Below are 26610 nucleotides of genomic sequence, written 5' to 3'. Positions count from 1 at the left end.
TTGTGTGCCCTTAATTTTTGCTGGATTCAGATGAAACATATCCGTAATTTCTCGATTATTGCCCATATTGACCACGGCAAATCGACATTGGCCGACCGCTTCATCCAGTTTTGTGGCGGTCTGGAACTGCGTGAAATGAGTGCCCAGGTACTCGACTCGATGGATATCGAGAAAGAGCGCGGTATCACCATCAAGGCACAAACTGCCGCGCTGCAATACAAGGCGCGCGATGGTCAGGTCTACAACCTGAACCTGATCGATACCCCGGGTCACGTCGACTTTTCCTACGAAGTATCGCGCTCGCTGTCCGCCTGTGAAGGCGCGCTGCTGGTTGTCGATGCCTCCCAAGGTGTTGAAGCGCAAACCGTGGCCAACTGCTACACCGCCATCGAGCTAGGTGTCGAGGTGGTACCGGTGCTGAACAAGATCGACCTGCCGGCCGCCGATCCGGAACGTGTCAGCCAGGAGATCGAGGACATCATCGGTATCGAGGCTATCGATGCCGTGCGAGCCTCGGCCAAGTCCGGTATCGGTATCGAGGACATCCTGGAAACCGTGGTTACCAAGATTCCGCCGCCGGAAGGCAATCCGGATGCACCGCTGAAGGCGCTGATCATCGACTCCTGGTTCGACAACTACGTCGGCGTGGTGATGCTGGTGCGCGTAATCGATGGCCAGCTCAAGCCCAAGGACAAGATCAAGTTCATGGCGACCCAGGCCGAGCATCTGTGCGAGCAGGTGGGCGTATTCACCCCGAAATCGGTACAGCGTGAAGTGCTGAGCGCGGGTGAAGTGGGCTTTGTTATCGCCGGTATCAAAGAACTGAAGTCTGCCAAGGTGGGCGATACCATCACCCTGGCCGCCAAACCGGCCAGCGAGGCACTACCTGGTTTCAAGGAAGTCCAGTCGCAGGTATTTGCCGGTCTGTATCCGGTGGAAAGTCACGATTACGAAGCCCTGCGCGATGCACTGGAAAAGCTGCAGCTGAACGATGCCTCGCTGAAGTTCGAGCCGGAAGTGTCGCAGGCGCTGGGCTTCGGTTTCCGTTGTGGCTTCCTCGGCCTGCTGCATCTGGAGATTGTGCAGGAGCGCCTGGAGCGCGAATTCGACATGGACCTGATCACCACCGCGCCGACGGTGAACTACGAAGTGGTGATGAAGGACGGTGTCGTCGAGGTAGTGTCCAACCCGTCGCGCATGCCGGAAGCTGGCAAGTACGACGAACTGCGCGAACCGATTATCACTGCCACCATTCTGGTGCCGCAAGACTACGTGGGCTCGGTGATGACGCTGTGTAACAACAAGCGTGGCGTGCAGCGAAATATGCAGTACATGGGGCGTCAGGTGATGCTGAAGTACGACCTGCCGATGAACGAAGTGGTGATGGACTTCTTTGACAAGCTCAAGTCCACCAGTCGCGGCTATGCCTCGCTGGACTACGAGTTCAAGGAGTTCCAGTCCGCCGATCTGGTGAAGCTGGATGTGCTGGTTAACGGCGAAAAAGTGGATGCTCTGAGCCTGATCGTGCACCGTGCCAGCAGCGTGTATCGTGGTCGCGAATTGGTGTCCAAGATGCGCGAGCTGATTCCGCGTCAGATGTTCGACATCGCGGTGCAGGCCGCCATCGGCGGTCATATCATCGCCCGCGAAACAGTCAAAGCACTACGTAAAAACGTACTGGCCAAGTGTTACGGTGGTGACATTACCCGTAAGAAGAAACTGCTGGAAAAGCAGAAGGCCGGTAAGAAGCGCATGAAGCAGGTAGGTAACGTTGAAATCCCGCAGGAGGCCTTCCTGGCCATTCTGCAAGTTGGGGACAAGTAATGGGGACGAACCTGGTGTGGGTATGGGTAGTGCTGGCCGTGGTCGGCCTGCTGCTGATCCTGTTTTCGGCCAAAAATGAGGATGGTTCGCCATCCTCCTCGGTAGAGTGGGGTTATCTGGCGCTGCTGGGTGGCGCCTTCGGCTTGCTGTCCGGCTATATGAGCTTTGGCTCGGTAATGCTGATCATCGTACTGGTGACCGGCATCATCTGGGCGCTGGACAAGTGGCTGCTGGCAAAAAAACGTCCGCCGGGCGAACGCGCGCCGCACTATATCGACTTCCCGCGCGGGTTCTTTCCCATCATTGCCGTGGTCTTCCTGCTGCGCTCATTCGTGGCCGAACCGTTCCAGATTCCGTCCAGCTCCATGCGGCCGGGCCTTGTTGTCGGAGATTTCATCCTGGTGAACAAGTTCGACTACGGTTTGCGACTACCGGTGACAAACCAGGTGGTGGTGCCGGTGGGCAAGGTAGAGCGTGGCGATGTGGTGGTGTTCAACTACCCCGAAGATGAAAAGATCAATTTCATCAAGCGCGTTATCGGCACACCGGGCGATGTAGTGGACTATCGCAACAAGCAGCTGACCATTAACGGCAAGCCGGTAGAGCATGTTTCGGCTGGCGATCTGGAATATCTGGAAAAAGGCCTGATGCTGGTGCGTACGCAGCAGTTCCAGGAAACCATCAACGGCAAGACTTTCCATACTCTGGTGATGCCAGAAACGCCGGTTTACATTCCTAACGGTGTCCGCCTGTTTGCCGGTCGTGAAAATTGCGAGTACCGCGAAGACGGTTTTACTTGCAAAGTACCGCAGGGACAGTATTTCATGATGGGTGACAATCGCGATAACAGCGAAGACAGCCGTTACTGGGGTTTTGTCGAGGATCGCCTGCTGGTGGGTAAAGCCTTCCTGATCTGGATGAACTTCGGTGATTTCTCGCGTATCGGCACCCGCATCCACTGAGCAATCTGAAAGGGCTGGAGATGAAGCGTTCGCAGGGTGGTTTTTCGTTCCTGGTGGTATTGGCTTTTGCCATGCTGGCGGCTGTGGTGGTGTTTCTGGTGCTGAAAGTGGTGCCGGTGTACACCGAGTACAACGCCATCAAGCGCACGATTAATGAAATCGCGGTGGATCAGGAACAGACCGATCACGAGGTACGCCGCAGCTTCGAGAACAATGACATTGTGCAGGACTTTAACTCCGTAAAGAAAGAAGACCTGCTAGTGATCAGCTCCGGTGGCAAACTGGGTGTCGGCATTAGCTACAACACCGAAGTTCCGATCATGAAGGACATCAAACTGGTGTTCCATTTCGAATATCAGGCCGGCAGCATTCCCGTGCTGCAGGATCAAGCAAAATAAATCGTGAACCAACAAGACAATCGATTCCGGCGCCTTGGTACGGCGCTGGATTATTTTTTTGAGAAGCCGGATTTACTGAAGCAGGCGCTGACCCATCGCAGTTTTGGTACGCCCAACAACGAACGCTTCGAATTCATCGGCGACAGCATCCTCAATTACACCGTGGCGCGGATGTTGTTCGACCAGTTTCCGAAACTGAGCGAAGGCGAGCTGTCGCGCTTGCGCGCCAACCTGGTTAACCAGAACACTCTGGCCGAAATCGCCCAGGAGCTGAAACTTGGCGATTACCTGTATCTGGGCGAGGGCGAACTGAAAAGCGGCGGCTTTAACCGGCCGTCCATCCTGGCTGATGCCGTCGAGGCAACCTTTGCCGCCATCAGCTTCGATCGCGATTTCCAGGCCGCGGAACAGGTAGTACGGCGCTTGTATCAGGGCCGTATCAGTGCCATTGACCCGCCCCGTCATGCCAAGGATGCCAAGACCCGCCTGCAGGAGGCATTGCAGGCACGCCGTCTGGCGCTGCCGCGTTACACCATCCTGGCGCAGAACGGCGAAGCACATGAGCAGTCGTTCCGCGTGCAGTGTGACCTGGGCGAGCTGGCGATCATTACAACCGGTGAGGGCAGCAGCCGTCGCGGTGCCGAGCAACAGGCCGCGGAAGCTGCGCTGCTGTTGCTGGAACAACATTTTGCCGCTGGCAAGAAAAAAACATCATGAGTGACACCCCGTACCGCTGCGGCTTTGTCGCCATCGTTGGTCGTCCCAACGTCGGCAAATCCACGCTGATGAACCATCTCATCGGCCAGAAGATCAGCATCACCTCCAAGAAGGCGCAAACCACGCGCCACCGCGTCAACGGCATCTACACCGAGCCGAACGCGCAGTTCATTTTTGTGGACACCCCGGGTTTTCAGACCTACCACAAGGGCGCGCTGAACGAGACGCTGAACAATAGCGTGAAAGATTCGCTGGCCAACGTCGATTGCGTGCTGTTCGTGCTGGAAGCCATGCGCCTGTCGGCGGCCGACCGCGAAGTCATCGCACTGTTGCCCAAGAAGACACCGGTGATTCTGGTGCTGAACAAGCTGGACAAGGCCAAGGACAAGCTGGCGCTGTCGGCCTTCATCGAAGAGGCCCGGGCCGAGTTCCCGTTTGCCGAAGTCGAAGTAGTCAGCGCCAAGCACGGCCAACGTCTGGGCGAGTTGCTGGACAAGGTACGTCCGCACCTGCCGGAATCGGTGCCGCTGTATCCGGAAGACATGGTCACCGACAAGACCCAGCGTTTCCTGGCTGCCGAAATCGTGCGCGAGAAACTGTTCCGCTATCTGGGCGAAGAGCTGCCGTACGAGATGAACGTGGAAGTGGAGTCGTTCGAAGTGGACGGCCACATGTTCCGCATTTATGTCGCGGTGCTGGTGGACAAGGAAGGGCAGAAGCCGATCGTTATCGGTCGCGGAGGCGAGAAGCTGAAGAAAATCTCTACCGAGGCACGCATTGACATGGAACAGCTGTTCGACTGCAAGGTGTTCCTGGAAGTGTGGGTGAAGGTGAAATCCGGCTGGGCAGACGACGTTCGCTTCCTGCGCGATTTCGGCATCAACTGACCCACGCCTCAGCAAGGTTGGCCGCATGTTTGCGAACACTCCCGAACCGCCGTACTGGGCGGTGATCTTCAGCAGTCAACGTACCGCCGGCGATGATGGTTACAGCGACATGGCCGAGCGCATGGTGCAGCTGGCTGGCGAGCAGCCGGGCTTCCTCGGTGCCGAAAGTGCCCGTGATGGCGACGGCTTCGGCATCACCGTGTCCTACTGGTCCAGTGAAGACGCGATTGCCGCCTGGAAGGCGGATGCCGAGCACCGCCTGGCGCAGCAGCAGGGCTTTGTCCGCTGGTATGCCGAGCTGGCGTTGCGGGTTGCCAAAGTGGAACGGGCCAAGGTCTGGCAGCGGCCGGAGCAGGGCGATGCAGCCGGGCAAGGTTGACCGCCAGCCGTCCTACGTTCTGCACACCCAGCCGTACAAGGAAACCAGTCTGCTGGTGGAAGTGCTGACGCGGGACCACGGCCGCTTCACCCTGGTGGCGCGCGGCGCGCGCCGGCCGCGCTCCGATTTGCGTGGGCTGTTGCTGCCGTTCCAGCCCTTGCAACTATCGTGGTTCGGCAAGGGCGAATTGCGCACCCTGCATGTCGCCGACTGGCGTGGCGGCGTGCCACAGTTTGCCGGCGAACGGCTGGTGTGCGGCTTCTATCTGAACGAATTGCTGCTGCGGCTGGCGCCGCGTGACGATCCGGCGCCGGAGCTGTTCAAACTGTACGACCGGGTCGTGCGTACCCTGGCCGGCGATGTGCAGTTTGGCAACGTGCTGCGCCGCTTCGAGCTGGATCTGCTCTCGCTGCTGGGTTACGCCCCGATGTTGGCCGCCGATGCCGGCGGGCAGGATGTCGTGCCAGAAGGATATTACCTGTGCCGCTTTGGCGAGCTGCCGCAACGGGTGGCGCCCATCGAGCGGCCATCGGCGCATGGCTGCGTGCTGCCGGGCGCCAGCCTGCTGGCACTGGCAGCCGGTGACCTGAGCCAGGTACAGACCCGTCGCGATGCCCGTCTGCTGACCCGCGTGCTGCTGGACGAATTGCTGGGGCAGCAGCCGCTGGCCACCCGCGAACTACTAACAACCCTATATGCGCTGGCCGAGTAGCCAGCGACAGCCGGAGAGAGACCCATCATGATTCTGCTCGGTGTCAACATCGACCACGTCGCCACCCTGCGTCAGGCGCGCGGCACCCGTTTCCCCAGTCCGATCGAAGCGGCACTGGTGGCCGAATCCAGCGGCGCCGACCTGATTACCCTGCATCTGCGCGAAGACCGCCGCCACATCCAGGATCACGACGTGGACGCGATGCGCGCCACCATCAAGACGCGCATGAACCTGGAAATGGCGCTGACCGACGAGATGCTGGCCAATGCGCTGCGGGTGAAGCCGGAAGACGTCTGCCTGGTGCCGGAAAAGCGCGAAGAAGTCACCACCGAAGGCGGCCTGGATGTAATCCGTTACTTCGATCAGGTGCGCGAATTCACCCGCCAGCTGACGGATGCCGGCACGCGGGTGTCGATCTTCATCGATCCGGATATCGAGCAGATCCAGGCGGCCTGGGATGCCGGCGCCCGCGTGATCGAACTGCACACCGGGGCCTATGCCCACGCCGACTTCAAGCACGAGGAGCAGGCTGCCGAGCTGGCACGCATCCGCGAAGCTGCGGTGTTTGCTGCCCATCTGGGGATGGTGGTGAATGCCGGTCACGGCCTGAACTACCACAACGTAAAGCCGATTGCCGCCATTGCGGAAATCGCCGAGCTGAACATCGGTCACGCGCTGGTGAGCCATGCGCTGATGGTCGGTTTCGCCAATGCGGTACGCGAGATGAAGGCCTTGATGATCGAAGGCCGCCAGGGTCTGTAAACGATGATTTACGGCATCGGCACCGACATCTCACGGATCGAACGCTTCGAAGGCTTGCTGGCACGCTGGGGACTGGACATCGGCCGCCGCCTGCTGGCGGCCCCGGAGCGCGAGGAGTTGGCCGCCGCGGCGCAGCCGGCGCGCTTTCTCGCCAAGCGTTTTGCCGCCAAGGAAGCGCTGGGCAAGGCGCTGGGCACCGGCATCCGCGAGCCGGTGCTACTGACGGCTATCGCCATCACACACGATGCCCTGGGCAAGCCGATGTTTGCCTTTGACGATGCGCTGAAAGCGTTTCTTGCCAGCCGTGGCATCAGCAATGTGCATCTGTCGATTTCCGACGAACAACAACACGCGCTGGCGTTCGTGGTCTGCGAAACCGCCGGTGCGGCCAACCTGTGAGCAAGACATGACGACTATGCAACTGCCCCGCGGCCCGGTAATGGCGGATGTAGCCGGATTCCGCCTGACGGATGAAGAGCGCCAGCGGCTATGCCACCCGCTGGTGGGCGGCGTGATCCTGTTCCGTCGCAACTTCCAGAATATCGAGCAACTCAAGGCGCTGACTGCCGAAATCCGTGCGCTGCGCAGCCCGGCACTGCTGATTGCCGTCGATCACGAAGGTGGCCGCGTGCAACGCTTTATCGATGGCTTCACCCGCCTGCCGCCGATGCAGTTACTGGGCCAGTTGTGGGATAGCGACGGCGAGGCTGCGGCCTGCGCCTCAACCGAGAACGTCGGCTATGTGTTGGCCGCAGAGTTGCGCGCCTGCGGTATCGACCTGTCGTTTACCCCGGTACTGGATCTGGACTGGGGACAGTGCGCGGTAATCGGCAACCGCAGCTTCCATCGCGACCCGGCGGTGGTGTCGGCACTGGCGGTGGCCTTGCAGCGTGGGCTGACCCGTGGCGGCATGGGCAGCTGCGGCAAGCACTTCCCCGGGCACGGCTTTGTCGAGGGCGACAGCCATCACGTGATTCCGGTGGATGAGCGCAGCCTGGATGCGCTGCGACAGGACGACCTCAAGCCGTTTGCGGCGCTGGCGGCGGCAGGAATGGCATCGGTAATGCCGGCGCACGTGGTGTATCCGGCGGTAGACCCGCAGCCGGCCGGTTTCTCCCGCGTCTGGTTGCAGGACATTCTGCGCGCTGAGCTGGGTTTTGATGGTGCCATCTTCTCCGACGACCTGACCATGGAAGGCGCCGCCGGTGTCGGCGACATCGTGGCGCGCGCCGAATTTGCCTTTGCGGCCGGCTGTGACATGGCACTGGTGTGCAACCGTCCGGATCTGGCGGACGAACTGCTGGCGCGACTGACGCCGCCGGCACAGCCCAAGTTGGCCGCACGGCTGCAACGCATGGCCGGGCAGGGCGAGGTGGCCGACTGGCAGGCATTGTTGGCCAGCGAGGCGTTCCGCGCCGCGCAGCAGGCGGTGCTGCAGCTGGGACTGCCGCGCGAGACACTGCAAGGACCGATTGTCGGCGAGGCTTACTGAGGCTCTCTACGCGAAAAAAAGCCCAACGTATGCGTTGGGCTTTTTCTATGTTGGCCGCCGGCCGCTAGCGGCCTTGTTCCTGCCAGCGCTGCAGGTTTTTTTCCAGCAGCTGATCCATGACTTTAGAGTCGACCAATTTTTTCAGTGCCTTGTTGAGTCGCTGGTAGAGCTGATCACTGTAGCAGGAGGACTGGTGGCCAAGCGTCAGGTACAGCGGCTCGCGGGTGATGGTGCCGCTGGCGCTCTTCAGATTTCGCATGCCCAGACGGCGGGCATAGGCATTCGCCGGTTCGTCTTCGTAGATCAGGTAGTCGGCACGTCCCAGGCTGAGCATGCGCAAGGCGTTTTCCACGCTACCGACGGTTTCGATGTTGAGGCTGTGTTCGGCAAAGCGGTCGAATTCCTCGCCAAAACTGTTGTTCACCACGGTGACGCCGCGATAGCCGACCAAGTCCAGCCAGCGGCTGTAATTGACCGGTTTGCTGTCGCGCATCCAGATCGCGGTGCGGGTCATGGTCATCGGCGTCTGGATGTAGCTCATGTACTGGCGACGCGGCTGGGTATAGAACGCGCCGGCAATCAGATCGACCCTGCCATCCTGCACCGATTTCTGTACCCGTGCCCACGGGCCGACGTAGTTCACGGTAATCGGGATGCCGATCTCGCGTGACAGCAACTGCATCAGGTCGGCGGCGGCGCCTTCCAGATGCTTGCCGTCGTCGGCGTCTACCCACAGGTACGGCGGGTATTCCGGGTTGCCGGATGCGATCAGCTGCGTGCAAGGCGTACCGCCGGCAACGGCCATGCTCCAGGGCAGGCTGGCGGTCAGCAACAGGGCGGTAGTGGCAAGCGTTCGGGCAAGCGGCATGGCGACAATCTGGGCGATAGGCAAAATCAGTGAGCCAGTCTAGGCAGGCTGTTTACGGGCGACAAGCGGAGTATTCCGGATATTTGATTTGATTACATGTTTTGCATTTGAGCTATTTTTATTTACACAAATATGCCATTGATATTGTTTGCAAGCTGCTGTTTCTATTGTTTGATATACAACGGGCATTGTCAGGCCAGGTTTTAATAAGTTTTTGTTGTTTTTACAACGCTGTGCATTTTGTCGGACAAAATGCGCAGGCGGTATTGTTAGGCTGACAAGCTTGGTCGCAGGGTGACCAGTCGCTGGTAAAGCGGTTCGCAGGCATCGGCCAGTCGTTCGATGCTGGCTTCACGCAAGGCCGCCAGGTCTACGCTCCGGGCATTGTCCAGCCCGGCCCAGCGCAATAGCGCCGCGCCGGCTTGCGGATGGTCGAACAGACCATGCAGATAGCTGCCCATGATCTGGCCATCGTCGCTGCAGGCGCCATCGCTGCCTTCGTCAAGCAAGAATGCCGGCCGTGCACAATCCGGCCCCTGGCTGACTCCCATGCGGATTTCGTAGCCGCTGACCGCGGCGCTGGCAAAGGCGCATTGCCCGTGCCGCTGGCGTAGCGTCTTGCTGGCGGCCAGGGTGGTGTCGATGTCCAGCAGGCCAAGTCCGGCGCTGCTGCCGGCGCTGCCTTCCACGCCCAGCGGGTCGTCAATCCGGCGCCCCAGCATCTGGTAGCCGCCGCAGATGCCCAGCAGCTTGCCGCCATAACGGAGATGGCGATGCAGGTATTGCGGCCAACCTTGCTGCTGCAGGAATGCCAGGTCGGCACGGGTGCTTTTGCTGCCCGGCAAGATGACCAGATCCGCCGGCGGCCTGGGTGCATCCGGCCCGACAAAATGCAGGTTTACTTGCGGATGGGCGCGCAGGGCATCGAAATCGGTATGGTTGCTGATGCGCGGCAGCACCGGTACCACGATGTCGAAACTGCCGCGTTGTTGCTGTTGCTGGATGCTGTCTTCGGCATCCAGTTGCAGGCCGTGCAGATAGGGCAGCACCGCCAGCACCGGCTTGCCGGTCTTGGCTTCCAGCCAGTCCAGTCCGCCTTGCAGCAGGCTGATGTCGCCGCGAAACCGGTTGATCACGAAGCCGACAATGCGTTGCCGCTCGCTGGCGGACAGGCAGTCCAGCGTGCCGGTCAAATGGGCGAACACGCCGCCACGATCAATGTCCGCCACCAGAATGACCGGACAGTCCACCGCCTCGGCAAAGCCCATATTGGCAATGTCGCGATCGCGCAGGTTGATTTCCGCCGGACTGCCGGCGCCTTCCACCATCACCGCGTCGTAGCCGTGCTGCAGGCGCCGGTAGGACTCCTGCACCGCCTGCATCGCCGTGCTCTTGTAGTGGTGATAGTCGCGGGCATTCATGTCGCTGCGCACCCGGCCCTGGATGATGACTTGCGCACCGGTATCCGAGCTGGGTTTGAGCAGCACCGGGTTCATGTCGCTGTGCGGCGCGACGCCGGCTGCCAGTGCCTGCAATGCCTGCGCCCGGCCGATCTCGCCGCCATCGCTGGTTACCGCACTGTTCAGCGCCATGTTCTGCGGCTTGAACGGTGCCACGCGCAGTCCGCGGCGGGCCAGCAGCCGGCACAAGGCGGCCACCACGGTGCTTTTGCCGGCATCGGAAGTGCAGCCTTGCACCATCAGCGTCGGCCACGGCCAACGGGCGGGAGTGGAGGCGGGCATCGGGAAATCCAGTGTGGGGGGAGCGCGATTCTAGCAGCATGGCTGTCTGACGGGGCAGCAGGCACTGCAGCGTGCATTTACAATGCGGCCAACTATGGAGAAGACGCTGTGCACCTGTTTGCTTTTGTCGACCGTGTGGTCACCGACATCATTACGCCGGCGCTGGACCGGCGCTTTGCCGTAACACGCGTCAGTTTGCTGTGCCAGGAGACCGAGCTGGGGCTGGCATACGACATTGCCGGCGTGTGCCGCAGCCAGCAGCTGCCGGTGGAGGTGGTGACCGTGCCGCCGGACAACCAGCCATTGGCACTGCGGCAGCGCCTGTCCGAACTGTTGCATGGTCCGCTGTGCCTGAACCTGAGCGCCGCCTCGCCGGTACAGGCTGCGCTGGCGTTTGAACTGGCGCGGCAACGGCAGCTGCCGGTCATGGCGCTGGATCACCGGCGAGACCGGCTGATCTGGTTGTCCGGTGGCGAGCAACAGCCGCTACGCAGCGGCAGCGATATCGCCGATGGCCTGGCGCTGGAAGATTACTTTGCGTTGTATGGCTGCCGCCTGCGCGGCACGCGCTACCGGCTGTGGCAACGCGATCTGCGGCTGGAAACGTTGGCCGCCGGTCTTGCCGCCCGGGCTGCCACGCATCCGCACGAATTGACGCTGCTTAACCGCTTGTGCAACGAGCTGGATGCCCGCCAGTTCAGCCGGCGGTTGTTACCGCGCAGCGAGCATTTTCTGCGCCACTGGTTGCAGCAAAGCGGCATGGTGATGTTCGACAATATCGGCCATCTGCGTTGCAACGATGCGCCGGCACGGCTGTTCCTGTCTGGTGGCTGGCTGGAAATCTGGCTGCTGTCACTGGTGGCACGCATGGCGCCGCATCTGCCGGTGAGCGATGCCGCAGTCGGGGTGAAGGTTAGCCACCGCGGGGTGGAGAACGAGTACGACGTGGCCATCCTGTGCAATAACCAGCTGTTCCTGGTGGAGTGCAAGACCACCGCGCCTGCCAGCCTCGGGCAGCATGGCATCGGGCTGGACAACCTGTTCAAGCTGGATAGTGCGGCGCGGCTGGGAGGGCTGGATGCCCAGGCCATGCTGGTCAGCCTGTATCCGCCGACCGTCAGCGAATACAGCCGTGCCAAGGGGCAGGGCATTGCCACCCTGGCCGGAGAGGCGCTGCTGCAAGCCGACGACACGCTGCGTCGCTGGTTGCTGGGCCGGTTGGACTAGCCCCCGACGGCCGCCATGCCAGCAATGGCCGTTAGCGTTGCAGGGGGATGAGCTGTGCCGGGTTGTCTGCGCGGCATGCCGCGGCAACGGTCATCACCGCTGGCGCTGATATTTAGCTTTGCTAATAAATTTGTTGGATACTGCCCAGTATCCATTGTTGAATTCTCACTCGCTAAAACGGATGCCCACTCTCGCCCCTTGCCTGTTTGCCCGCCGCGATTGCCTGCGTGTCATGGCCGCCACCATGTTGGCCGCCGGACTGGCCGGCTGCAGTCGACCTTTGCCGCTGTTGCGGGTCGGAAGCAACGGCTGGCCCGGTTATCTGCTGATCGAATGGGCGGCAGAGTCCGGGCTTTATCGCGACGGGCAGATTCGGGTCATCCGCTTCCCGTCATCCACCCTGGTGATGCAGGGGCTGGCCAGTGGCGAGCTGGAGGCGGGCTGCCTGACGCTGGATGAAGTGCTGGCGCTGCGTGCCGAAGGGGTGTCGTTACAGGTTGTGGCGGTGCTGGATGTCTCGGCCGGTGCCGATGTGCTGCTGGCGCAGGATTCGATCACCGAGCTTGGGCAGTTGGCTGGCAAGCGCATCGGGGTGGAGCAGAGTGCGGTTGGCGCCGTCATGCTGGATGCGGTATTGGGCAAGGCCCACCTGTTGCCATCGGATGTCACCATCGTGCCGCTGTTGCTGGATCAGCACGAACAGGCATTCCGCAGCGGCAAGGTCGATGCGCTGGTCACCATGGAGCCGTTTGCCAAGCGGCTGCTGGCCGCGGGTGCCCACTTGCTGTTCTCCAGTGTGGCGATTCCTGGCCGCATCGTGGATGTGCTGGCGGTGCGCAGCGATGTGGCGCCGGTCCAGATGGATAACTTGCGGCGGCTGTTGGATGGGCATTTCCGGGTGCTGACCGATTTCGGCCAGCAGGACCGGCAGACACTGGCCGGACTTGCCATGCTACTGGGCGAGCGTGGCAAGGATGTCGCCTCTTATTTCTGGGGGATGAATTTTCCTGACCGGCAGGAGAATCTGAGCTGGTTCGATGGCCAGTCTCCCCGCTTGCTGCAATCGGCCAACGCGCTGATGGCAGTGATGCAGTCTGCCGGATTGCTGCGTACGCCGCTGTCGCTGGATGATCTGCTACTGCCGGAAGTCTTGCGGGGGAATCGTTGATGCGCGTCCGGTCGCTCAAAAACCAGCTGGTGCTGGTAGTGGTCGCCATGGTGCTGTTTACTCTGGGCGGGGCCTATTGGCTCGGGGTTCACGGCCGGACCGACGCCGAGTTTGCAGATGCGCGCCGTGACGGGCTGCAGAATGTGTTCCGCCTGAGCCAGCATCTGCTGGGCGACGGTTCGCATTACAACGATGCCGTCAGCCAGGAACTGTCGATGCTGGCGACCGATCCGCGTATCAGCCAGGTGCTGGTAATCGACGCCCAGGACATTGTGCGTTACTCGCTGGACCGCCAGCAGCTGGGCGAGAAGCTGGAGCCGCAGCCATGGCTGGATTCCGCACTGCTGGCAGCGTTGCGTAACAGCCGCCTGGGCAGCGCGTTGATCGATCGTGAGCACAACAGCGTGCTGGTCGGGGTTTCCTACATGCGGCAGGAGCGCGATGTAGTGCGCAGTCCGCAGCGCGGCATTGTGTTGATCCGTTACGACCTGAGCGCCGCAGTACAGCTGGTACGCTGGCAGGTACTGCAGGTTTTCATTTTGCCGGCGGTCATGCTGCTGGTACTGATAACGCTGTTGAGCTGGCTGGTGCAGCGTTATGTGGTCGGCCCGCTGGAGGTGCTGCGGCAGGCAACCCTGCAGTACGCCCAGGATGGCACGCTGCAGCCGCTGCCGGAGACCGGCGCGCAGGAGGTGCGAGCGCTGCTGCGCGGCTTTAATGCTATGCAGCAGCACCTGCAAGACTCCCTGGCGCTGCTGGAATCGCAAAAGCAGGCTGCCACCCAGCTGGTACAGGAGCGAGAGGCGCTGTTGCTGGCGATTCCGGACCTGCTGTTCGAATTGACGCCGGAAGGTCGCTATCTGCAGGTGTGGTCCAATTCGGCCAAGGATGGTCTGGTGGCCGAGCGCGAACAGCTGCTGGGCAATCTGGTACACCAGGTCATGCCGCTCGATGCGGCAGACACGGTATGTCAGGCTATTACCGAAGCGATGAAGCAGGGGGTGTCGCGCGGGCGGCGCATCTGTCTGTATATCAATTGCGAGGCACGCTGGTTCGAATTGTCCGCCGCCCGCAAAGAGACGCTGGACGGGCGCGAGAGCTGCATCGTGCTGTCGCACGACATCACGACCCGCAAGCATGCCGAAGACGAGCTGCAGTTGTGGGGGCAGGTGTTTGCCGCTGCCCACAACGGGATTCTGGTGACCGACAGTTTTCACAGCATCCTGCTGGTCAACAAGGCCTTCAGCCGTATTACCGGTTACGAACCGGAGGACCTGGTTGGTCGCACGCCCAGTATCTTGTCGTCCGGACGCCATGATGCCGGCTTCTATCACCGCATGTGGGAGGAGATCGGCAAGCACGGGTATTGGCAGGGCGAAATCTGGAACCGGCGCAAGAATGGCGAGATATTTCCGGAGTGGCAGTCGATCTCTGCGGTCCACGGCGAAGATGGCGAGATTTCCCATTACATCAGCGTGTTCAGCGATATCAGCAGCCAGAAAGAGGCCGAGCAATACATCCGGCGGCTGGCCTATTTTGACAGCCTGACCGGTCTGCCTAACCGCGCGCTGTTGCAGGATCACGCCAAGCAGGCGCTGTCACTGTCGCGGCATGACAAGACGCCGTTGGCTCTGATGTTCATCGACCTGGATCGCTTCAAGAACATCAACGACACCCTGGGCCACAGCATCGGTGACCAGTTGCTGGTGGAGGTTGGCCGCAGATTGCCACTGCTGCTGCAGGAAAAGGACACGCTGACGCGGCTGGGAGGGGACGAGTTCATTATCCTGCTGCCGGAAACCGACGAGTCCGCCGCCGGCCATCTGGCCGAAAACATCATTCAGGTGCTGTCGGCACCTTATCACCTTGGCGGTTACGAGCTGGTCATTACGCCGTCCATCGGTATTGCCATGGCGCCGGTAGATGGCAGCACACTGGACGATCTGTTGCGTGCTGCCGATGCGGCCATGTACCGCGCCAAAGCCGAAGGACGCAGCACCTTCCGCTTCTTTACCCTGCAGATGCAGCAGCGTTCGGCGTCGCGCCTGAAGCTGGAGTCGGAATTGCGCCGTGCGCTGGAGCGGGGCGAGTTGATATTGTTCTATCAGCCGCAATGCGATCTGCAGGGACGACTGGTGGGAGTGGAGGCACTGGTGCGCTGGCGGCATCCGGAGCTGGGGCTGGTGTCGCCGGCCGAGTTCGTGCCACTGGCAGAAGAGAGCGGGCTGATTGTGCCGATCGGTTCCTGGGTGATGAAGGAGGCAGTGGCGCAGATGTGTACTTGGCGGGATCGTGGCATCAATATGCCCTCGGTCGCCGTCAATCTTTCGGCCCTGCAGTTCCGTCAGCCGCAGCTGGTGGAACAGGTAGCCGGTCTGCTGCACGAAGCGGCGCTGCCGGCTGAGTGCCTGGAGTTGGAACTGACCGAGTCTGTGGTGCTGGAGGATCCGGAAGATGCGCTGGGGCTGATGCAGCGGCTGCATGAACTAGGGGTGCGCCTAGCCATTGACGACTTTGGTACCGGTTACTCGTCGCTTAACTATCTGCGCCGCTTCCCGGTGGACCGCCTGAAAATCGACCGCAGTTTTGTGCAGGATCTGGAGCAGGGGCGTGGCATCGCCATCGTGCGCGCAATTGTCAGCCTTGCCCGCTCGCTGGGCTTTGTCACCATTGCCGAAGGGGTGGAGACCGAGGCGCAGCTGGACATGCTGCGCCGGCTGCATTGCGATGAAGTGCAGGGTTTCCTGTTCGCCAAGCCGATGCCGGTGGCGCAACTGGAAAGCTGGCTGCATAACCATCAGGCCGGCACGAGTAGCGGTAAAGAGCAGGTGCTGCCTTCCAACAGCTGAGAGTTGTTTGGCCGTCCCCCAAAGCAAATGCCCGCCAGATGGCGGGCATTTGCTTTGGGGGCAAAGGTGAGTCCGCCGTCAGGCGTCCAGCCCTTGCTGCACCAGTGCGGCGGCGCGCACTACGGCGCGGGCCTTGTTCTGCGTTTCCTGCCATTCCGATTCCGGTACCGAGTCGGCGACGATGCCGGCACCGGCCTGCACGTACAGGGTGTCGTTCTTGATGACCGCGGTACGGATGGCAATGGCCATGTCCATGTCGCCGGTAAAGCCCAGATAGCCGACGGCGCCGCCGTAGACGCCGCGTTTGCTCGGCTCGAATTCGTCGATGATTTCCATCGCCCGTACCTTGGGTGCGCCGGACAGGGTGCCGGCCGGGAAGGCGGCTTTCAGGATGTCGATGTTCGAGACGCCAGGCTTCACGGTGCCTTCCACGCTGGACACAATGTGCATCACATGCGAGTAGCGCTCGATGGCCATATTGTCGGTAATGCGTACGCTGCCGGTGTCGGCGACGCGGCCAACGTCGTTGCGGCCCAGGTCCATCAGCATCACGTGTTCGGCAATTTCCTTCGGGTCGGCCAGCAGTTCCTCGGCCAGTACCTGATCCTCTTCGCGGCTCTTGCCGCGCGGGCGGGTGCCGGCAATCGGACGTACGGTGATGGTGTCGTCCTCGCGGCGCACCAGGATTTCCGGCGAGGCGCCCACCACATGGAAGTCGTCGAAGTGGTAGTAGAACATGTACGGCGACGGATTCAGGCTGCGCAGCGCACGGTACAGCGACAGCGGCGAATCGCTAAACGGCATGCTCATGCGCTGCGACAGCACTACCTGCATGATGTCGCCGTCTAGGATGTAATTCTTGGCATTGCTGACCGCCTGCTTGAAGGCGTCCTGACCGTACTCGGACACCGCCTCGGTAGCCTGCGACGGCAGCGATAGTGGAATGGAAACATTCTCGCGCAGCTTGTTGCGCAACTGGCCGAGGCGCGCCTGGGCTTTTTGCAGCGCATTCGGGACTGCCGGGTCGGCGTAGACCACCAGGTAGAGCTTGCCGGACAGATTGTCGACCACCGCCAGCTCTTCAGACAGCATCAGCAGGATGTCCGGAGTGCCGATCACGTCCGGCTTCCTGGTCGCGGCCAACCGTTTCTCGACATAGCGCACGGTGTCGTAGCCGAAGTAGCCGACCAAGCCGCCGGTGAAGCGTGGCAAACCGGCGATCGGCGGCGTATTGAAGCGCTGCATGAAGCCGGAGATGAAGCCCAGCGGATCGCCTTCATGGCGTTCGATCACCTTGTCGCCGTATTCGACCTGCACGCTCGGCCCCTGCACGCGCAGGCGGGTGGTAGCCGGCAGGCCGATGAAAGAGTAGCGGCCGAAGCGTTCGCCACCGACCACTGATTCCAGCAGGTAGGAATACGGTTGGTTGGCCAGCTTCAGGTACACCGACAGCGGGGTGTCCAGGTCGGCAAACAGTTCCAGGGTGACGGGGATGCGGTTGTAGCCGGCAGCGGCCAGCTCGGCAAATTGTTGTGGCGTCATGATGAAATCCGGGTGTCTTTACGGTCGGCGCGGCAGCGCCATGAACGGGCTGGGTGAGGCTGGGCAATCAGCGTTGCCATCGCCAGCTGGCACGGTTGGGCAGGAATTTCATCGTGGATCGGTCAGGAAGTCTCAGACAGAATATGCTGGGCTATTGTGTCGGAAAAACGCGCCGCCGTACAGGCGGCGCGCTGCATGCCAAAGGCGGGGAATCAGTCGCGGCGATGGACGTGCGGGTCCTGCGATTGCTTGAGCAGGGCGAACAGGTCCACCAGACTGCCCAGTACCAGGTCGGCATCCAGGGTGGCGGCATCGCGGTAGCCGTAGCTGACGGCAACGGCCAACGCGCCAGCCTTGCGTGCGCAAGCCATATCGTTTTCGGAGTCGCCAACCAGCACCATTTCTTGCGGTTTGACGTTGAGCACCGCGGCGGCATGCAGCAGGGGCAGCGCGGACGGTTTCTTTTCCGGCAGGCTGTCACCGCCCAGAATCAGGCTGAAAGCGGTATCGATGCCCAGTTGCTGCAGCAGCGGTACCGCCAGAAACTGTGACTTGTTGGTAATCACCACCAGCGGCAGTTCCAGCGAGCGCAGCAGCCCCAGTGCATCGGAGACGCCGGGGTACATGCGGGTATGCACGGTGAGGTGCTGGTGATAATGGCGGATGAACAGGTTGAAGCCCTGGGTCCAGGTGGCCTCGTCGCTATGCTGCTCCATGCTGTCGGTCAGCGTGCGGTGGACCAGGCTGCCTACGCCGTCGCCAACATAGGACATGACCCGCTGTTGCGGCAATTGCGGCAGCCCCATCGCTTCGCGCATGGCGTTGGCGCTGGCGGCGAGGTCGGCGATGGAGTCCACCAGGGTGCCGTCCAGGTCGAAGGCGACGGCTTTGATGTGCTTCAGATTCATGGCATCGGATCGGATTCGGGGGAAGGCCGCTATTGTAACCGATGGCGCGGTGCCGTTTCGCTGCTGCAGACAGGTGAATTTCCTGCCGTGCGGCGGAAAGCAACATCCCCGCCGTCGCGGGGATGTCGGATGTTGGCAGCCAACTGTCGTTTGCTTACAGCTGGCGGATGTCTAGCACCGGCTGGCTGCCGAAGGCCGGACTGTGCAGGTAGTCGATGATGCGGCTGGCGGCAGCGGCGGGGGTGGTGAGCTGGCCGTCAGCCTTCAGTGCCTCGAAGCGCGGGCGATTCGGGAATGCAGCCGGGTCGGCAGCACGAATCTCGGCCTGCATGCCGGTATCTACCACGCCCGGGTACAGCGACACGGCCAGTGCTGGCGTCGTGCGCAGCGCCTGCTCGGCTGCCAGGGTGCGGGTGAAATGATCGACGCCGGCCTTGGTGGCGCAATAGACCGCCCAGCCCGGGTAAGGGTTGGCCGCTGCGCCGGACGAGATATTGATGATGCGGCGCGGGCTGTCCGCCGGGGTCAAGGCCAGAAAGTGGCTGCTCAGCAGCATCGGTGCGGACAGGTTCAGTGCCACCGCCTGCAGCGTGGTTTCATCCGGCAGCGCGTCGGCGCTGGCGATCGGCTGCACGGTGCCGGCGTTGTTGATCAGGGTGTAACTGTCACCGTGGCCAAGCGCGGCCAGCGCGCGCTCCATCAGCAGTGGCAGCAGCTGGCTGTCGGCCAGATCGGCATTCAGCGTGATCAGTTGCGGGTGCTCGGGCAGGGCGCTGCAGTCGCGGGCTATGGCGGCGACGCGATAGCCCGCTGCCAGCAGTTGCGCGGTCAGTGCGGCCCCCAGGCCGCGCGAGGCGCCAGTGACGATGGCCAGTTTCACTGGCGGCCAACCTTGGCCAGCTCGGCACGCATGGCGTCGATGACTGCCTTGTAGTCCGGCTGGCCATAGATGGCGCTGCCGGCCACGAAGGTGTCGGCGCCGGCCGCCGCAACTTCGGCAATATTGTCTACCTTGATGCCGCCGTCGACTTCCAGCCAGATCTCGCCGCCGTGTTTGGCGGTGTATTCGTCGATGCGCTGGCGTACCGCGCGCACCTTGTCCAATGTCTGCGGGATGAATTTCTGGCCGCCAAAACCCGGGTTGACCGACATCAGCAGCACCATGTCCAGCTTGTCCATGACGTGGTCAAGGAACGACAGCGGCGTGGCCGGGTTCAGCACCAGACCGGCCTTGCAGCCGGCTTCCTTGATCAGGCCCAGGGTGCGGTCGATGTGGTCGGATGCTTCCGGGTGGAAGGTGATGATGTCGGCGCCCGCCTTGGCAAACGCCGCAGCCAGGGCGTCCACCGGTTTTACCATCAGATGCACGTCGATCGGAGCCGTGGTGTGCGGGCGGATAGCCTGGCAGAACATCGGGCCCATGGTCAGGTTGGGCACGTAGTGGTTGTCCATCACATCGAAGTGGATGACATCGGCGCCGGCGGCGATGACGTTGCGGACTTCCTCGCCCAGGCGGGCAAAGTCGGCGGACAGGATGGACGGGGCGATACGGAACTGGCTCATGGCGTGTGCAAGGGCGGGGTCGGAAAAATGCCGGCTATTGTACGCGATAGCAGCCGGACGGCGCGACGTGGCGTAGAATCAGACTTCATCGAAGCGGACTTCACCGCCATCACGAGGAATTACCGTGAGCCAGAAATATCACATCAGCGTCGAGGCCCAGGCTTTCTATCTGGAAGAACACTCCAATGCTGTCGACGACCAGTATGCCTTTGCCTATCGCATTACCATCCGCAATACCGGCGAAGTGCCGGCCAAGCTGCTGACCCGCCATTGGCTGATTACCGATGCCAACGACAAGGTGCAGGAAGTCCGTGGCGCCGGTGTGGTCGGCGAACACCCGCATCTGGCACCGGGCGAGGAGTTTACCTATACCAGTGGCGCCACCATCCGCACGCCGTACGGCACCATGCGCGGCAGTTACCAGATGGAGGCCGACGACGGCGAACGCTTCGATGCCGACATCCCGGAGTTTCACCTCATCGCCCCGCGCGTGCTGCACTGACCCGCTGTTGCTGTGTTCCGATTTCCTGCCGGGTTGGCCGCATGGTTGCCCGGCCTTGCCTGATTGTTCCTGACCGATGCGACATTACGCCCATTCCGCAACGCCGGCGTCCGCCGAGCGCAACGACCTGCAAACCCTGAAAACCCTGTTGCCATATTTGTGGCGTTTCAAGTGGCGCGTGCTGCTGGCGCTGACCTGTCTGGTGGCGGCCAAGGTGGCGGGCGTGATGACGCCGCTGTACCTGAAGGATATTGTCGACCAGCTGTCGATCCGGAATGTGGTGTTGGCTCTGCCGGTATTGGCGCTGGCGGGTTATGGCCTGGCGCGCTTGCTTTCCAGTGTGCTGGGCGAAATGCGCGATGCCATTTTTGCCCGCGTGGTGCAGGGGGCGGTGCGTAGCGTGGCGCGCGAGGTGTTTGCGCATCTGTTCCGGCTGTCGCTGCGCTTCCACCTGGAGCGCCAGACTGGTGGCATGAGCCGCGACATCGAACGCGGCACCAAGGGCATTGGCTTTTTGCTCAATTTCACCGTGTTCAACATCCTGCCGACGCTGGTGGAAATCACGCTGGTGGTCGGTATTCTGCTGCACCGCTATAACGCCTGGTTTGCGGTGGTGACCTTCGGCACTATTGCCCTCTATATCGCGTTTACGCTGGCGGTGACCGAGTGGCGTACCGTGTTCCGCCGCAGCATGAATGACCTGGATTCCAAGGCCAACAGCAAGGCCATCGACGCGCTGCTCAACTACGAGACGGTGAAGTACTTCGGTAACGAGCGCTACGAAAACCAGCGCTACGATCATAATCTGGCTTCCTGGGAGCAGTCCGCCATCAAGAACCAGGTGTCGCTATCGGCGCTGAATGCCGGACAGGGAGCCATTATTGCTACCGGTGTCACACTGGTGATGTGGTTGGCCGCGCGCGGCGTGGTCAGTGGCGAGATGACGGTGGGCGATGTGGTGCTGGTGGCGACCTTCCTTACCCAGTTATGGTCGCCGCTGCATTTCCTCGGCTTTGTCTACCGCGAGATCAAACATTCGCTGGCTGATATGGAGCGCATGTTCACACTGTTGAATGTCGGGGCGGAGGTGGCAGACCGGCCGCAGGCGCAGGCGCTGGATAGCCGCAATGTGCATATCCGCTTTGACGCGGTGAGCTTCGGCTACGATGCCAAGCGCCAGATTCTGCATGATGTCAGCTTCGATATTCCGGCCGGGCATACCGTTGCCGTGGTCGGCGCCAGCGGCGCCGGCAAGTCCACGCTGTCGCGCCTGCTGTTCCGTTTCTACGACGTAAGCGGTGGCAGCATCCGCTTCAACGGTGTGGATAGTCGCGATCTGACGCAGGACAGTCTGCGTGCCCACATCGGCATCGTGCCGCAGGACACGGTGCTGTTTAACGACAGCATCTATTACAACATCGCTTATGGCCGCCCGGACGCCAGCCGCGAGGAGGTGATCGAGGCAGCGAAATCGGCGCATATCCATGATTTTGTGATGAGCCTGCCCGATGGCTACGACACCACGGTAGGCGAGCGCGGGTTGAAACTGTCCGGTGGCGAAAAGCAGCGGGTAGCAATTGCCCGCACCATTCTGAAGAATCCGCCGGTTCTGGTGTTTGACGAGGCAACCAGTGCGCTGGATTCGCACACCGAAAAGGCGATCCAGGCCGAGTTGATGAGTATTGCGGCCAACCGTACCACGCTGATTATTGCGCACCGTCTATCTACCATTGCCGATGCCGACTGCATTCTGGTGATGGAGCAGGGGCGCATTGTCGAGCGTGGCAGCCATCGCGAGTTGCTGGCATCTGACGGCCGCTATGCGCAGATGTGGCGGCTGCAGCAGGAGGGCGAACCTGAGCCGGCCTGAGGCTGTGATGCGGTCAACGTAAAATGCTCTGTTATCTGCGGGCACTCTAAAGCAGCATGACCGGCAGCCGCGGTAGAAAATCGCTTGTGTTCGATATTGCTTCATCCGATATTGCTGCTTCTTGGTAGTAATTCATGCCATAAAATTAAAACCCCCGCCGGGGTGACGGGCAGGGTACAGTAGCCGTCTTGTCTTTTTAAGCTACCGTCATCCGAAAGGAACGCCATGTCCCGCCCTTACCAGCTGTATGTCGATAGCCAGTATCTGAGTCCCTACGCCATGTCCGCCTTCGTCACCCTGACCGAGAAGCGGTTGCCGTTCGAACTGCAGACGGTGGATCTGGACAGTGGCGCCAATCTGCTGCCGGACTATGCCGCGCTGTGTGGCCTGCAACGTGTGCCGTTGCTGCTGGATGGCGATTTCCGGCTGGCGGAGTCCTCCGCCATCAGCGAATACCTGGAAGACTGCCACCCGGCGCCTGCGGTGTATCCGGCGGCGCCGCAACCGCGGGCGCTGGCGCGGCAGCTGCAGGCCTGGCTGCGCAGCGACCTGATGCCGCTGCGCGAGCAGCGCAGCACCGAGGTGGTGTTCCTGCGGCCCAGTCCGATTCCGCTGGATAGCCGCGGGCGGCGCGCGGCGGAAAAACTGGCGGCGGTGGCCGGCGAGCTGCTGGCGCACGGCGGCGACAACCTGTTCGGCGACTGGTGCATCGCCGATGCCGATCTGGCGCTGATGCTGCAGCGGCTGCTGCAGAACGGCGACCCGCTGCCGCCACAGCTGGCCGATTACGCGCGCCGGCAATGGCTGCGCCCGTCGCTGCAGGCCTGGCGCCAGCTGCAAACTGCCTGAGATTGCCCGCTGTTAGCAGCCCGCCCGCCTTGCGCGGGCTTTTTCTTGCCTGCCGTCAAGGTTGGCCGCCGGCCGGCTGCGGCATGCTTGCTGCATGACATTTCCTGTTTCCCGTTACCGGCTGTGGCTGACCTGGCTATGGCTTTCCATGCTGACGCTGCTGCTGGCGTGGCTGGCCGACTGGCCGGCCCCCGGCCATGCCGTGGCGCTGCTGGCGCTGTGCGGCGCCTGGCTCAAGGGCGTGGCGGTAGTGGAACAATTCATGGCCCTGCGCCACGCACCGTGGTGGTTGCGCGGCACGGTGCATGGCTGGCTGCTGCTGGTCTGCGGCGGTCTGCTGGCCAGTTTCCTGTAGGAGCTTCCTGATGAATGCCCCCGTTCACGCCGCCGTTGCGGCCAACGTTCCGTACTACCAGCCGGTTGCCGACGAATGCGCGGTGTTCGAGCACGCCTGGCGGCCCCAGCTGCCGCTGCTGATCAAGGGCCCCACCGGCTGCGGCAAGACCCGCTTCGTCGCCCACATGGCGGCGCGCCTCGGCCTGCCGCTGTTCACCGTGTCCTGCCATGACGACCTGTCGGCTGCCGATCTGGTCGGCCGCCACCTGATCGCCGGCGGTGACACCCGCTGGTGCGACGGCCCGCTTACCCGCGCGGGGCGCGAGGGCGGCATCTGCTATCTGGACGAGGTGGTAGAGGCGCGCAAGGACACCACCGTGGTGCTGCACCCGCTCACCGACGACCGTCGCATCCTGCCGATCGAGCGTACCGGCGAACAGTTGGCCGCACCGCCGGGCTTCATGCTGGTGGTGTCGTACAACCCGGGCTACCAGCATGTGCTCAAGACGCTGAAGCCGTCCACCCGCCAGCGCTTCGTGGCGCTGAGTTTCGACTTTCCGGCGCCGGAGGTCGAAATGGCGGTGCTGCAGCAGGAGGGCGGCGCCGATGCGGCATTGGCCACACGGCTGGTGGCACTGGCCGGCCAGCTGCGCCGGCTGTCCGGTTACGACCTGGACGAAGGCGTCAGCACCCGGCTGCTGGTCTATGCCGCTACGCTGATCCGCAGCGGCATGAGCCCGCTGGCAGCCTGCCGTGTGGCACTGGTGGAACCGCTGTCGGACGAGCCGGAAACCATCGCCGCGCTGCTGGCGGTGGTGGCGACCCAGTTTGGCCACTGACATGGACGACGCCGACCGCCAGCGCGCCATCTGTGCCCATGCGCTGTATCTGGCCAATTTGCTGCTGGCGCCCGGCATCGGCTTTGTCGCGCTGTGGTGGTGTCGCCGCCGCTGGTTGCCGCAGGCAGGCGCCGCGCTGCGCGCGCATCTGCAGCAAGCGTTTGCCGCCGCGTTGTGGAGCGGAGCGCTGCTGTTGCTGGTGGGCGGGGCGGTGCCGCTGCTGGGCGGGCTGGGCAACAGCACAACCTGGATCGTGCTGATCCTGTATTTCACCCTGATTCACGCCGCGCTGGTGCTGTCCGGAGCTTACGCGCTGTCGCGGGCGATGGCCGGCCTGCCTTGCCGCTACCCGCTGCCCGGCCTGTGGCGGCCACGCTAGAACGAAAGCACCGATATGGAAGACATCGTTGGCGGCTGGTGGGACAAACTCATCCGTCGCGCCGCCTACCGCGGCTACCCGCACGCCCAGGTGTGCCTGAGCGACATCGAACAGCAGGCGCCGCTGTTTTTCCGCGCCATGGGCGGCGATGCCGCGCTCACCATCAAGACCGCCGTCGGCACCGCCCACGGCGCGCGCCGCCGGCTGCTGGAGCGCATCGCCGGCAGCAACACCCAGCTGGAGCTGGCCTGGCGCGATGGCCAGTCGCTGTACCTGCCGGAAAAAATCGACCTGTACCCGGACGCGGCGCTGAACCGCGACTTGTACTTCTGGCTGATGGCGCTGGCGGCGCAGCCGCTGCCGGCCGGCGACTGGCTGACGCGCAATCGCCTGGCCGCCGCGGCTTGCCTGGCGCAGATGCCCGGCCTGGCCGCACTGTCCCCCCGGCTGGTGGCCGCCTTGCTGCCGCTGCGCGACATGCCGCGCGAGCCTGCCGCCGCCGCACGCGAGGCCACCATCCGCCTGGCGCTGCAGCAGCCGGAGGCCGACATCACTTTGCCGCAGGCAGCCGGCGCGCCGCAGCCGGTGCTGCTGTGGCTGCACCCCGAGCCGCCGGGCAGTGTTGCGGCCAACCTTGATGACGGCCAGACGCCGGATAGCGGCCACGGCGATAGCCGCGACGGCAAACAGCGCCGCCGCTATCGCGCGCGCCGCGAAACGCCGGACGAGCGCAGCAACGGCATGCTGCTGCAGTTCCGCGCCGAAAGCATCTTCACCTGGGACGACTACGTGAAGGTGAACCGCCACCAGGATGACGACGAGGCCGACGACGGCGCCGCCGCCGAGGACATGGACCGCCTCACCGTGACGCGCGATGGCAAGACCCGGTCCAGCCGCCTCAAGTTCGACCTTGACCTGCCGGCGGCCGCCTACGACGACACCCCGCTGGGCGGCGGCATGCTGCTGCCGGAGTGGGATTACAAGCGGCAGCGGCTGGTGGCCGATCACTGCCGGCTGCAACCGATGCTGCCGCGCGACGCGCAGCCGGCGCCGCTGCCGGACGCACTGCAGCCGCTGGCCCGGCGTCTGCGGCGCCAGTTCCAGGCGCTGTCGCCGGAGCGCATGCGCAAGAGCGGCGAAGCCAGCGGGCCCGATATCGATCTCGACCGCTTGATCCGCTTCCTCGCAGAACGCCGCAGCGGCGTGGCGGTGGCCGAGCCGGCGCTGTACCAGGCGTGGCCGCCGGGCGGGCGCAGCATGGCCTGCCTGCTGCTGGCCGACCTGTCGCTGTCCACCGAAAGCTGGCTCGGCGAGGCGGGGCAGGTGATCAACGTCATCCGCGACAGCCTGCTGCTGTTTGCCGAGGCGCTGGCCGCCTGCGGCGACCGCTTCGGCCTGTACGGTTTCTCCTCGCTGCGCCGCAGCGAGGTGCGCTACCTGCTGCTGAAGGATTTTGCCGAGCGTTACGACGACGCCGCGCGCGGCCGCATCCTGGCGATTCGTCCCGGCTACTACACCCGCATGGGCGCCGCCATCCGCCAGTCCAGCCGCATCCTGCTGGAGCAGCCGGCGCAGCGCCGGCTGCTGCTGATCGTGTCTGACGGCAAGCCCAACGATCTGGACCATTACGAAGGCCGTTATGGCGTGGAGGACACCCGCCGCGCGGTACTGGAAGCGAAGCAGGCCGGGCTGATCCCGTTCTGCGTCACCGTGGACCGCGAGGCCGGCGAGTACCTGCCGCACCTGTTCGGCCGCAACGGCTACAGCGTGGTGCACGACGCGCGGCGGCTGCCGCAGGTGCTCACCAGCCTGTACGCGCGCCTGACGGCGTAAGC

Annotated in this window: 26 protein-coding genes; 20 read left to right on the top strand and 6 right to left on the bottom strand. The window is 62.7% G+C overall.

The window, feature by feature from the left end:
* The first annotated feature begins 30 nt into the window (after positions 1-30).
* Genes lepA through nagZ form a run of 10 tightly spaced genes read left to right on the top strand, consistent with a single transcriptional unit; the run spans position 31 to position 8133 of the window.
* Positions 31-1824 (top strand): translation elongation factor 4, encoded by a 1794-nt coding sequence (lepA, locus tag HU218_RS08965; protein WP_174874593.1) that lies wholly within the window; start codon positions 31-33, stop codon positions 1822-1824.
* Positions 1824-2786 (top strand): signal peptidase I, encoded by a 963-nt coding sequence (gene lepB, locus HU218_RS08960; protein WP_174874592.1) that lies wholly within the window; start codon positions 1824-1826, stop codon positions 2784-2786. The genes lepA and lepB overlap by 1 nt, the downstream gene beginning before the upstream one ends.
* Before the next feature lie 20 nt (positions 2787-2806).
* The gene (locus HU218_RS08955) at positions 2807-3184 is read left to right on the top strand and encodes a DUF4845 domain-containing protein (RefSeq protein WP_174874591.1); all 378 of its coding nucleotides are present in this window, start codon (positions 2807-2809) and stop codon (positions 3182-3184) included.
* 3 nt (positions 3185-3187) lie between these two features.
* Positions 3188-3901 (top strand): ribonuclease III, encoded by a 714-nt coding sequence (gene rnc, locus HU218_RS08950; protein ID WP_174874590.1) that lies wholly within the window; start codon positions 3188-3190, stop codon positions 3899-3901.
* Positions 3898-4788 (top strand): GTPase Era, encoded by an 891-nt coding sequence (era, locus tag HU218_RS08945; protein ID WP_174874589.1) that lies wholly within the window; start codon positions 3898-3900, stop codon positions 4786-4788. The genes rnc and era overlap by 4 nt, the downstream gene beginning before the upstream one ends.
* Before the next feature lie 25 nt (positions 4789-4813).
* Complete coding sequence (locus HU218_RS08940) at positions 4814-5167, top strand: antibiotic biosynthesis monooxygenase family protein (RefSeq protein WP_174874588.1); 354 nt, start codon at positions 4814-4816, stop codon at positions 5165-5167.
* Positions 5148-5879, top strand: a complete 732-nt coding sequence (gene recO / locus HU218_RS08935; protein ID WP_174874587.1) for a DNA repair protein RecO — start codon at positions 5148-5150, stop codon at positions 5877-5879. The genes HU218_RS08940 and recO overlap by 20 nt, the downstream gene beginning before the upstream one ends.
* 30 nt (positions 5880-5909) lie before the next feature.
* Positions 5910-6641 carry a pyridoxine 5'-phosphate synthase gene (gene pdxJ / locus HU218_RS08930; RefSeq protein WP_174874649.1) on the top strand — a complete coding sequence of 244 codons (732 nt, stop codon included), beginning with the start codon at positions 5910-5912 and terminating at the stop codon, positions 6639-6641.
* Positions 6642-6644: 3 nt separating this feature from the next.
* Complete coding sequence (acpS, locus tag HU218_RS08925; RefSeq protein WP_174874586.1) at positions 6645-7040, top strand: holo-ACP synthase; 396 nt, start codon at positions 6645-6647, stop codon at positions 7038-7040.
* Positions 7041-7047: 7 nt separating this feature from the next.
* Positions 7048-8133 carry a beta-N-acetylhexosaminidase gene (gene nagZ / locus HU218_RS08920; protein WP_174874585.1) on the top strand — a complete coding sequence of 362 codons (1086 nt, stop codon included), beginning with the start codon at positions 7048-7050 and terminating at the stop codon, positions 8131-8133.
* A 64-nt stretch (positions 8134-8197) separates the two neighbouring features.
* Here the strand turns inward: nagZ and HU218_RS08915 are convergent, their stop codons facing one another.
* A complete protein-coding gene (locus HU218_RS08915) occupies positions 8198-9001 on the bottom strand; it encodes a substrate-binding periplasmic protein (protein ID WP_174874584.1) in 804 nt (267 codons plus the stop codon).
* Positions 9002-9270: 269 nt separating this feature from the next.
* Positions 9271-10743, bottom strand: a complete 1473-nt coding sequence (locus HU218_RS08910; protein WP_174874583.1) for a cobyric acid synthase — start codon at positions 10741-10743, stop codon at positions 9271-9273.
* Between the two features lie 108 nt (positions 10744-10851).
* Between HU218_RS08910 and HU218_RS08905 the strand changes: the two genes are divergently transcribed.
* The 3 genes from HU218_RS08905 to HU218_RS08895 all read left to right on the top strand — a co-directional run bounded on the left by HU218_RS08905 (position 10852) and on the right by HU218_RS08895 (position 15987).
* Positions 10852-11970, top strand: a complete 1119-nt coding sequence (locus tag HU218_RS08905; RefSeq protein ID WP_174874582.1) for a Card1-like endonuclease domain-containing protein — start codon at positions 10852-10854, stop codon at positions 11968-11970.
* Positions 11971-12151: 181 nt separating this feature from the next.
* Positions 12152-13138: an ABC transporter substrate-binding protein gene (locus HU218_RS08900; protein WP_174874581.1), complete on the top strand. Its 987-nt coding sequence runs from the start codon at positions 12152-12154 to the stop codon at positions 13136-13138.
* On the top strand, positions 13138-15987 hold the full coding sequence (locus HU218_RS08895; protein ID WP_174874580.1) for an EAL domain-containing protein: 2850 nt from the start codon (positions 13138-13140) through the stop codon (positions 15985-15987). The genes HU218_RS08900 and HU218_RS08895 overlap by 1 nt, the downstream gene beginning before the upstream one ends.
* 78 nt (positions 15988-16065) lie before the next feature.
* Here HU218_RS08895 and trpE read toward each other — a convergent pair whose 3' ends face one another.
* The 4 genes from trpE to rpe all read right to left on the bottom strand — a co-directional run bounded on the left by trpE (position 16066) and on the right by rpe (position 20000).
* On the bottom strand, positions 16066-17532 hold the full coding sequence (gene trpE, locus HU218_RS08890) for an anthranilate synthase component I (RefSeq protein WP_217450771.1): 1467 nt from the start codon (positions 17530-17532) through the stop codon (positions 16066-16068).
* A gap of 209 nt (positions 17533-17741) precedes the next feature.
* Complete coding sequence (locus tag HU218_RS08885; protein ID WP_174874578.1) at positions 17742-18437, bottom strand: phosphoglycolate phosphatase; 696 nt, start codon at positions 18435-18437, stop codon at positions 17742-17744.
* Between the two features lie 154 nt (positions 18438-18591).
* Positions 18592-19317, bottom strand: a complete 726-nt coding sequence (locus HU218_RS08880; protein WP_174874577.1) for an SDR family NAD(P)-dependent oxidoreductase — start codon at positions 19315-19317, stop codon at positions 18592-18594.
* Positions 19314-20000 carry a ribulose-phosphate 3-epimerase gene (gene rpe, locus HU218_RS08875; protein WP_174874576.1) on the bottom strand — a complete coding sequence of 229 codons (687 nt, stop codon included), beginning with the start codon at positions 19998-20000 and terminating at the stop codon, positions 19314-19316. Before rpe ends, HU218_RS08880 begins: the two co-directional genes overlap by 4 nt.
* A 124-nt stretch (positions 20001-20124) precedes the next feature.
* On the opposite strand from rpe, the gene apaG reads away from it, so the two are divergent.
* The 7 genes from apaG (at position 20125) to HU218_RS08840 (ending at position 26608) form a co-directional block, all read left to right on the top strand.
* Complete coding sequence (apaG, locus tag HU218_RS08870; RefSeq protein WP_217450765.1) at positions 20125-20502, top strand: Co2+/Mg2+ efflux protein ApaG; 378 nt, start codon at positions 20125-20127, stop codon at positions 20500-20502.
* A 76-nt stretch (positions 20503-20578) separates the two neighbouring features.
* On the top strand, positions 20579-22372 hold the full coding sequence (locus HU218_RS08865) for an ABCB family ABC transporter ATP-binding protein/permease (protein ID WP_174874575.1): 1794 nt from the start codon (positions 20579-20581) through the stop codon (positions 22370-22372).
* A gap of 225 nt (positions 22373-22597) precedes the next feature.
* Positions 22598-23221, top strand: coding sequence for a glutathione transferase (yfcF, locus tag HU218_RS08860; RefSeq protein ID WP_174874574.1), 624 nt, complete (start codon positions 22598-22600; stop codon positions 23219-23221).
* Between the two features lie 94 nt (positions 23222-23315).
* Entirely contained in the window at positions 23316-23576 is a 261-nt protein-coding gene (locus HU218_RS08855) for a cytochrome C oxidase subunit IV family protein (RefSeq protein WP_174874573.1), read from the top strand.
* Between the two features lie 10 nt (positions 23577-23586).
* Positions 23587-24396: a CbbQ/NirQ/NorQ/GpvN family protein gene (locus HU218_RS08850; protein WP_174874572.1), complete on the top strand. Its 810-nt coding sequence runs from the start codon at positions 23587-23589 to the stop codon at positions 24394-24396.
* Position 24397: 1 nt separating this feature from the next.
* Complete coding sequence (locus HU218_RS08845) at positions 24398-24775, top strand: hypothetical protein (RefSeq protein ID WP_174874571.1); 378 nt, start codon at positions 24398-24400, stop codon at positions 24773-24775.
* 15 nt (positions 24776-24790) lie between these two features.
* Positions 24791-26608, top strand: coding sequence for a nitric oxide reductase activation protein NorD (locus HU218_RS08840; protein WP_174874570.1), 1818 nt, complete (start codon positions 24791-24793; stop codon positions 26606-26608).
* Positions 26609-26610: the final 2 nt, after the last annotated feature.

Origin of the sequence: Vogesella oryzae, assembly GCF_902829295.1 — a bacterium.
In the GTDB taxonomy this organism is placed as follows: Bacteria; Pseudomonadota; Gammaproteobacteria; order Burkholderiales; family Chromobacteriaceae; genus Vogesella; species Vogesella oryzae.
Note: the sequence above shows the minus strand (reverse complement) of the source record. Positions and strands in the feature narration are given on the sequence as shown.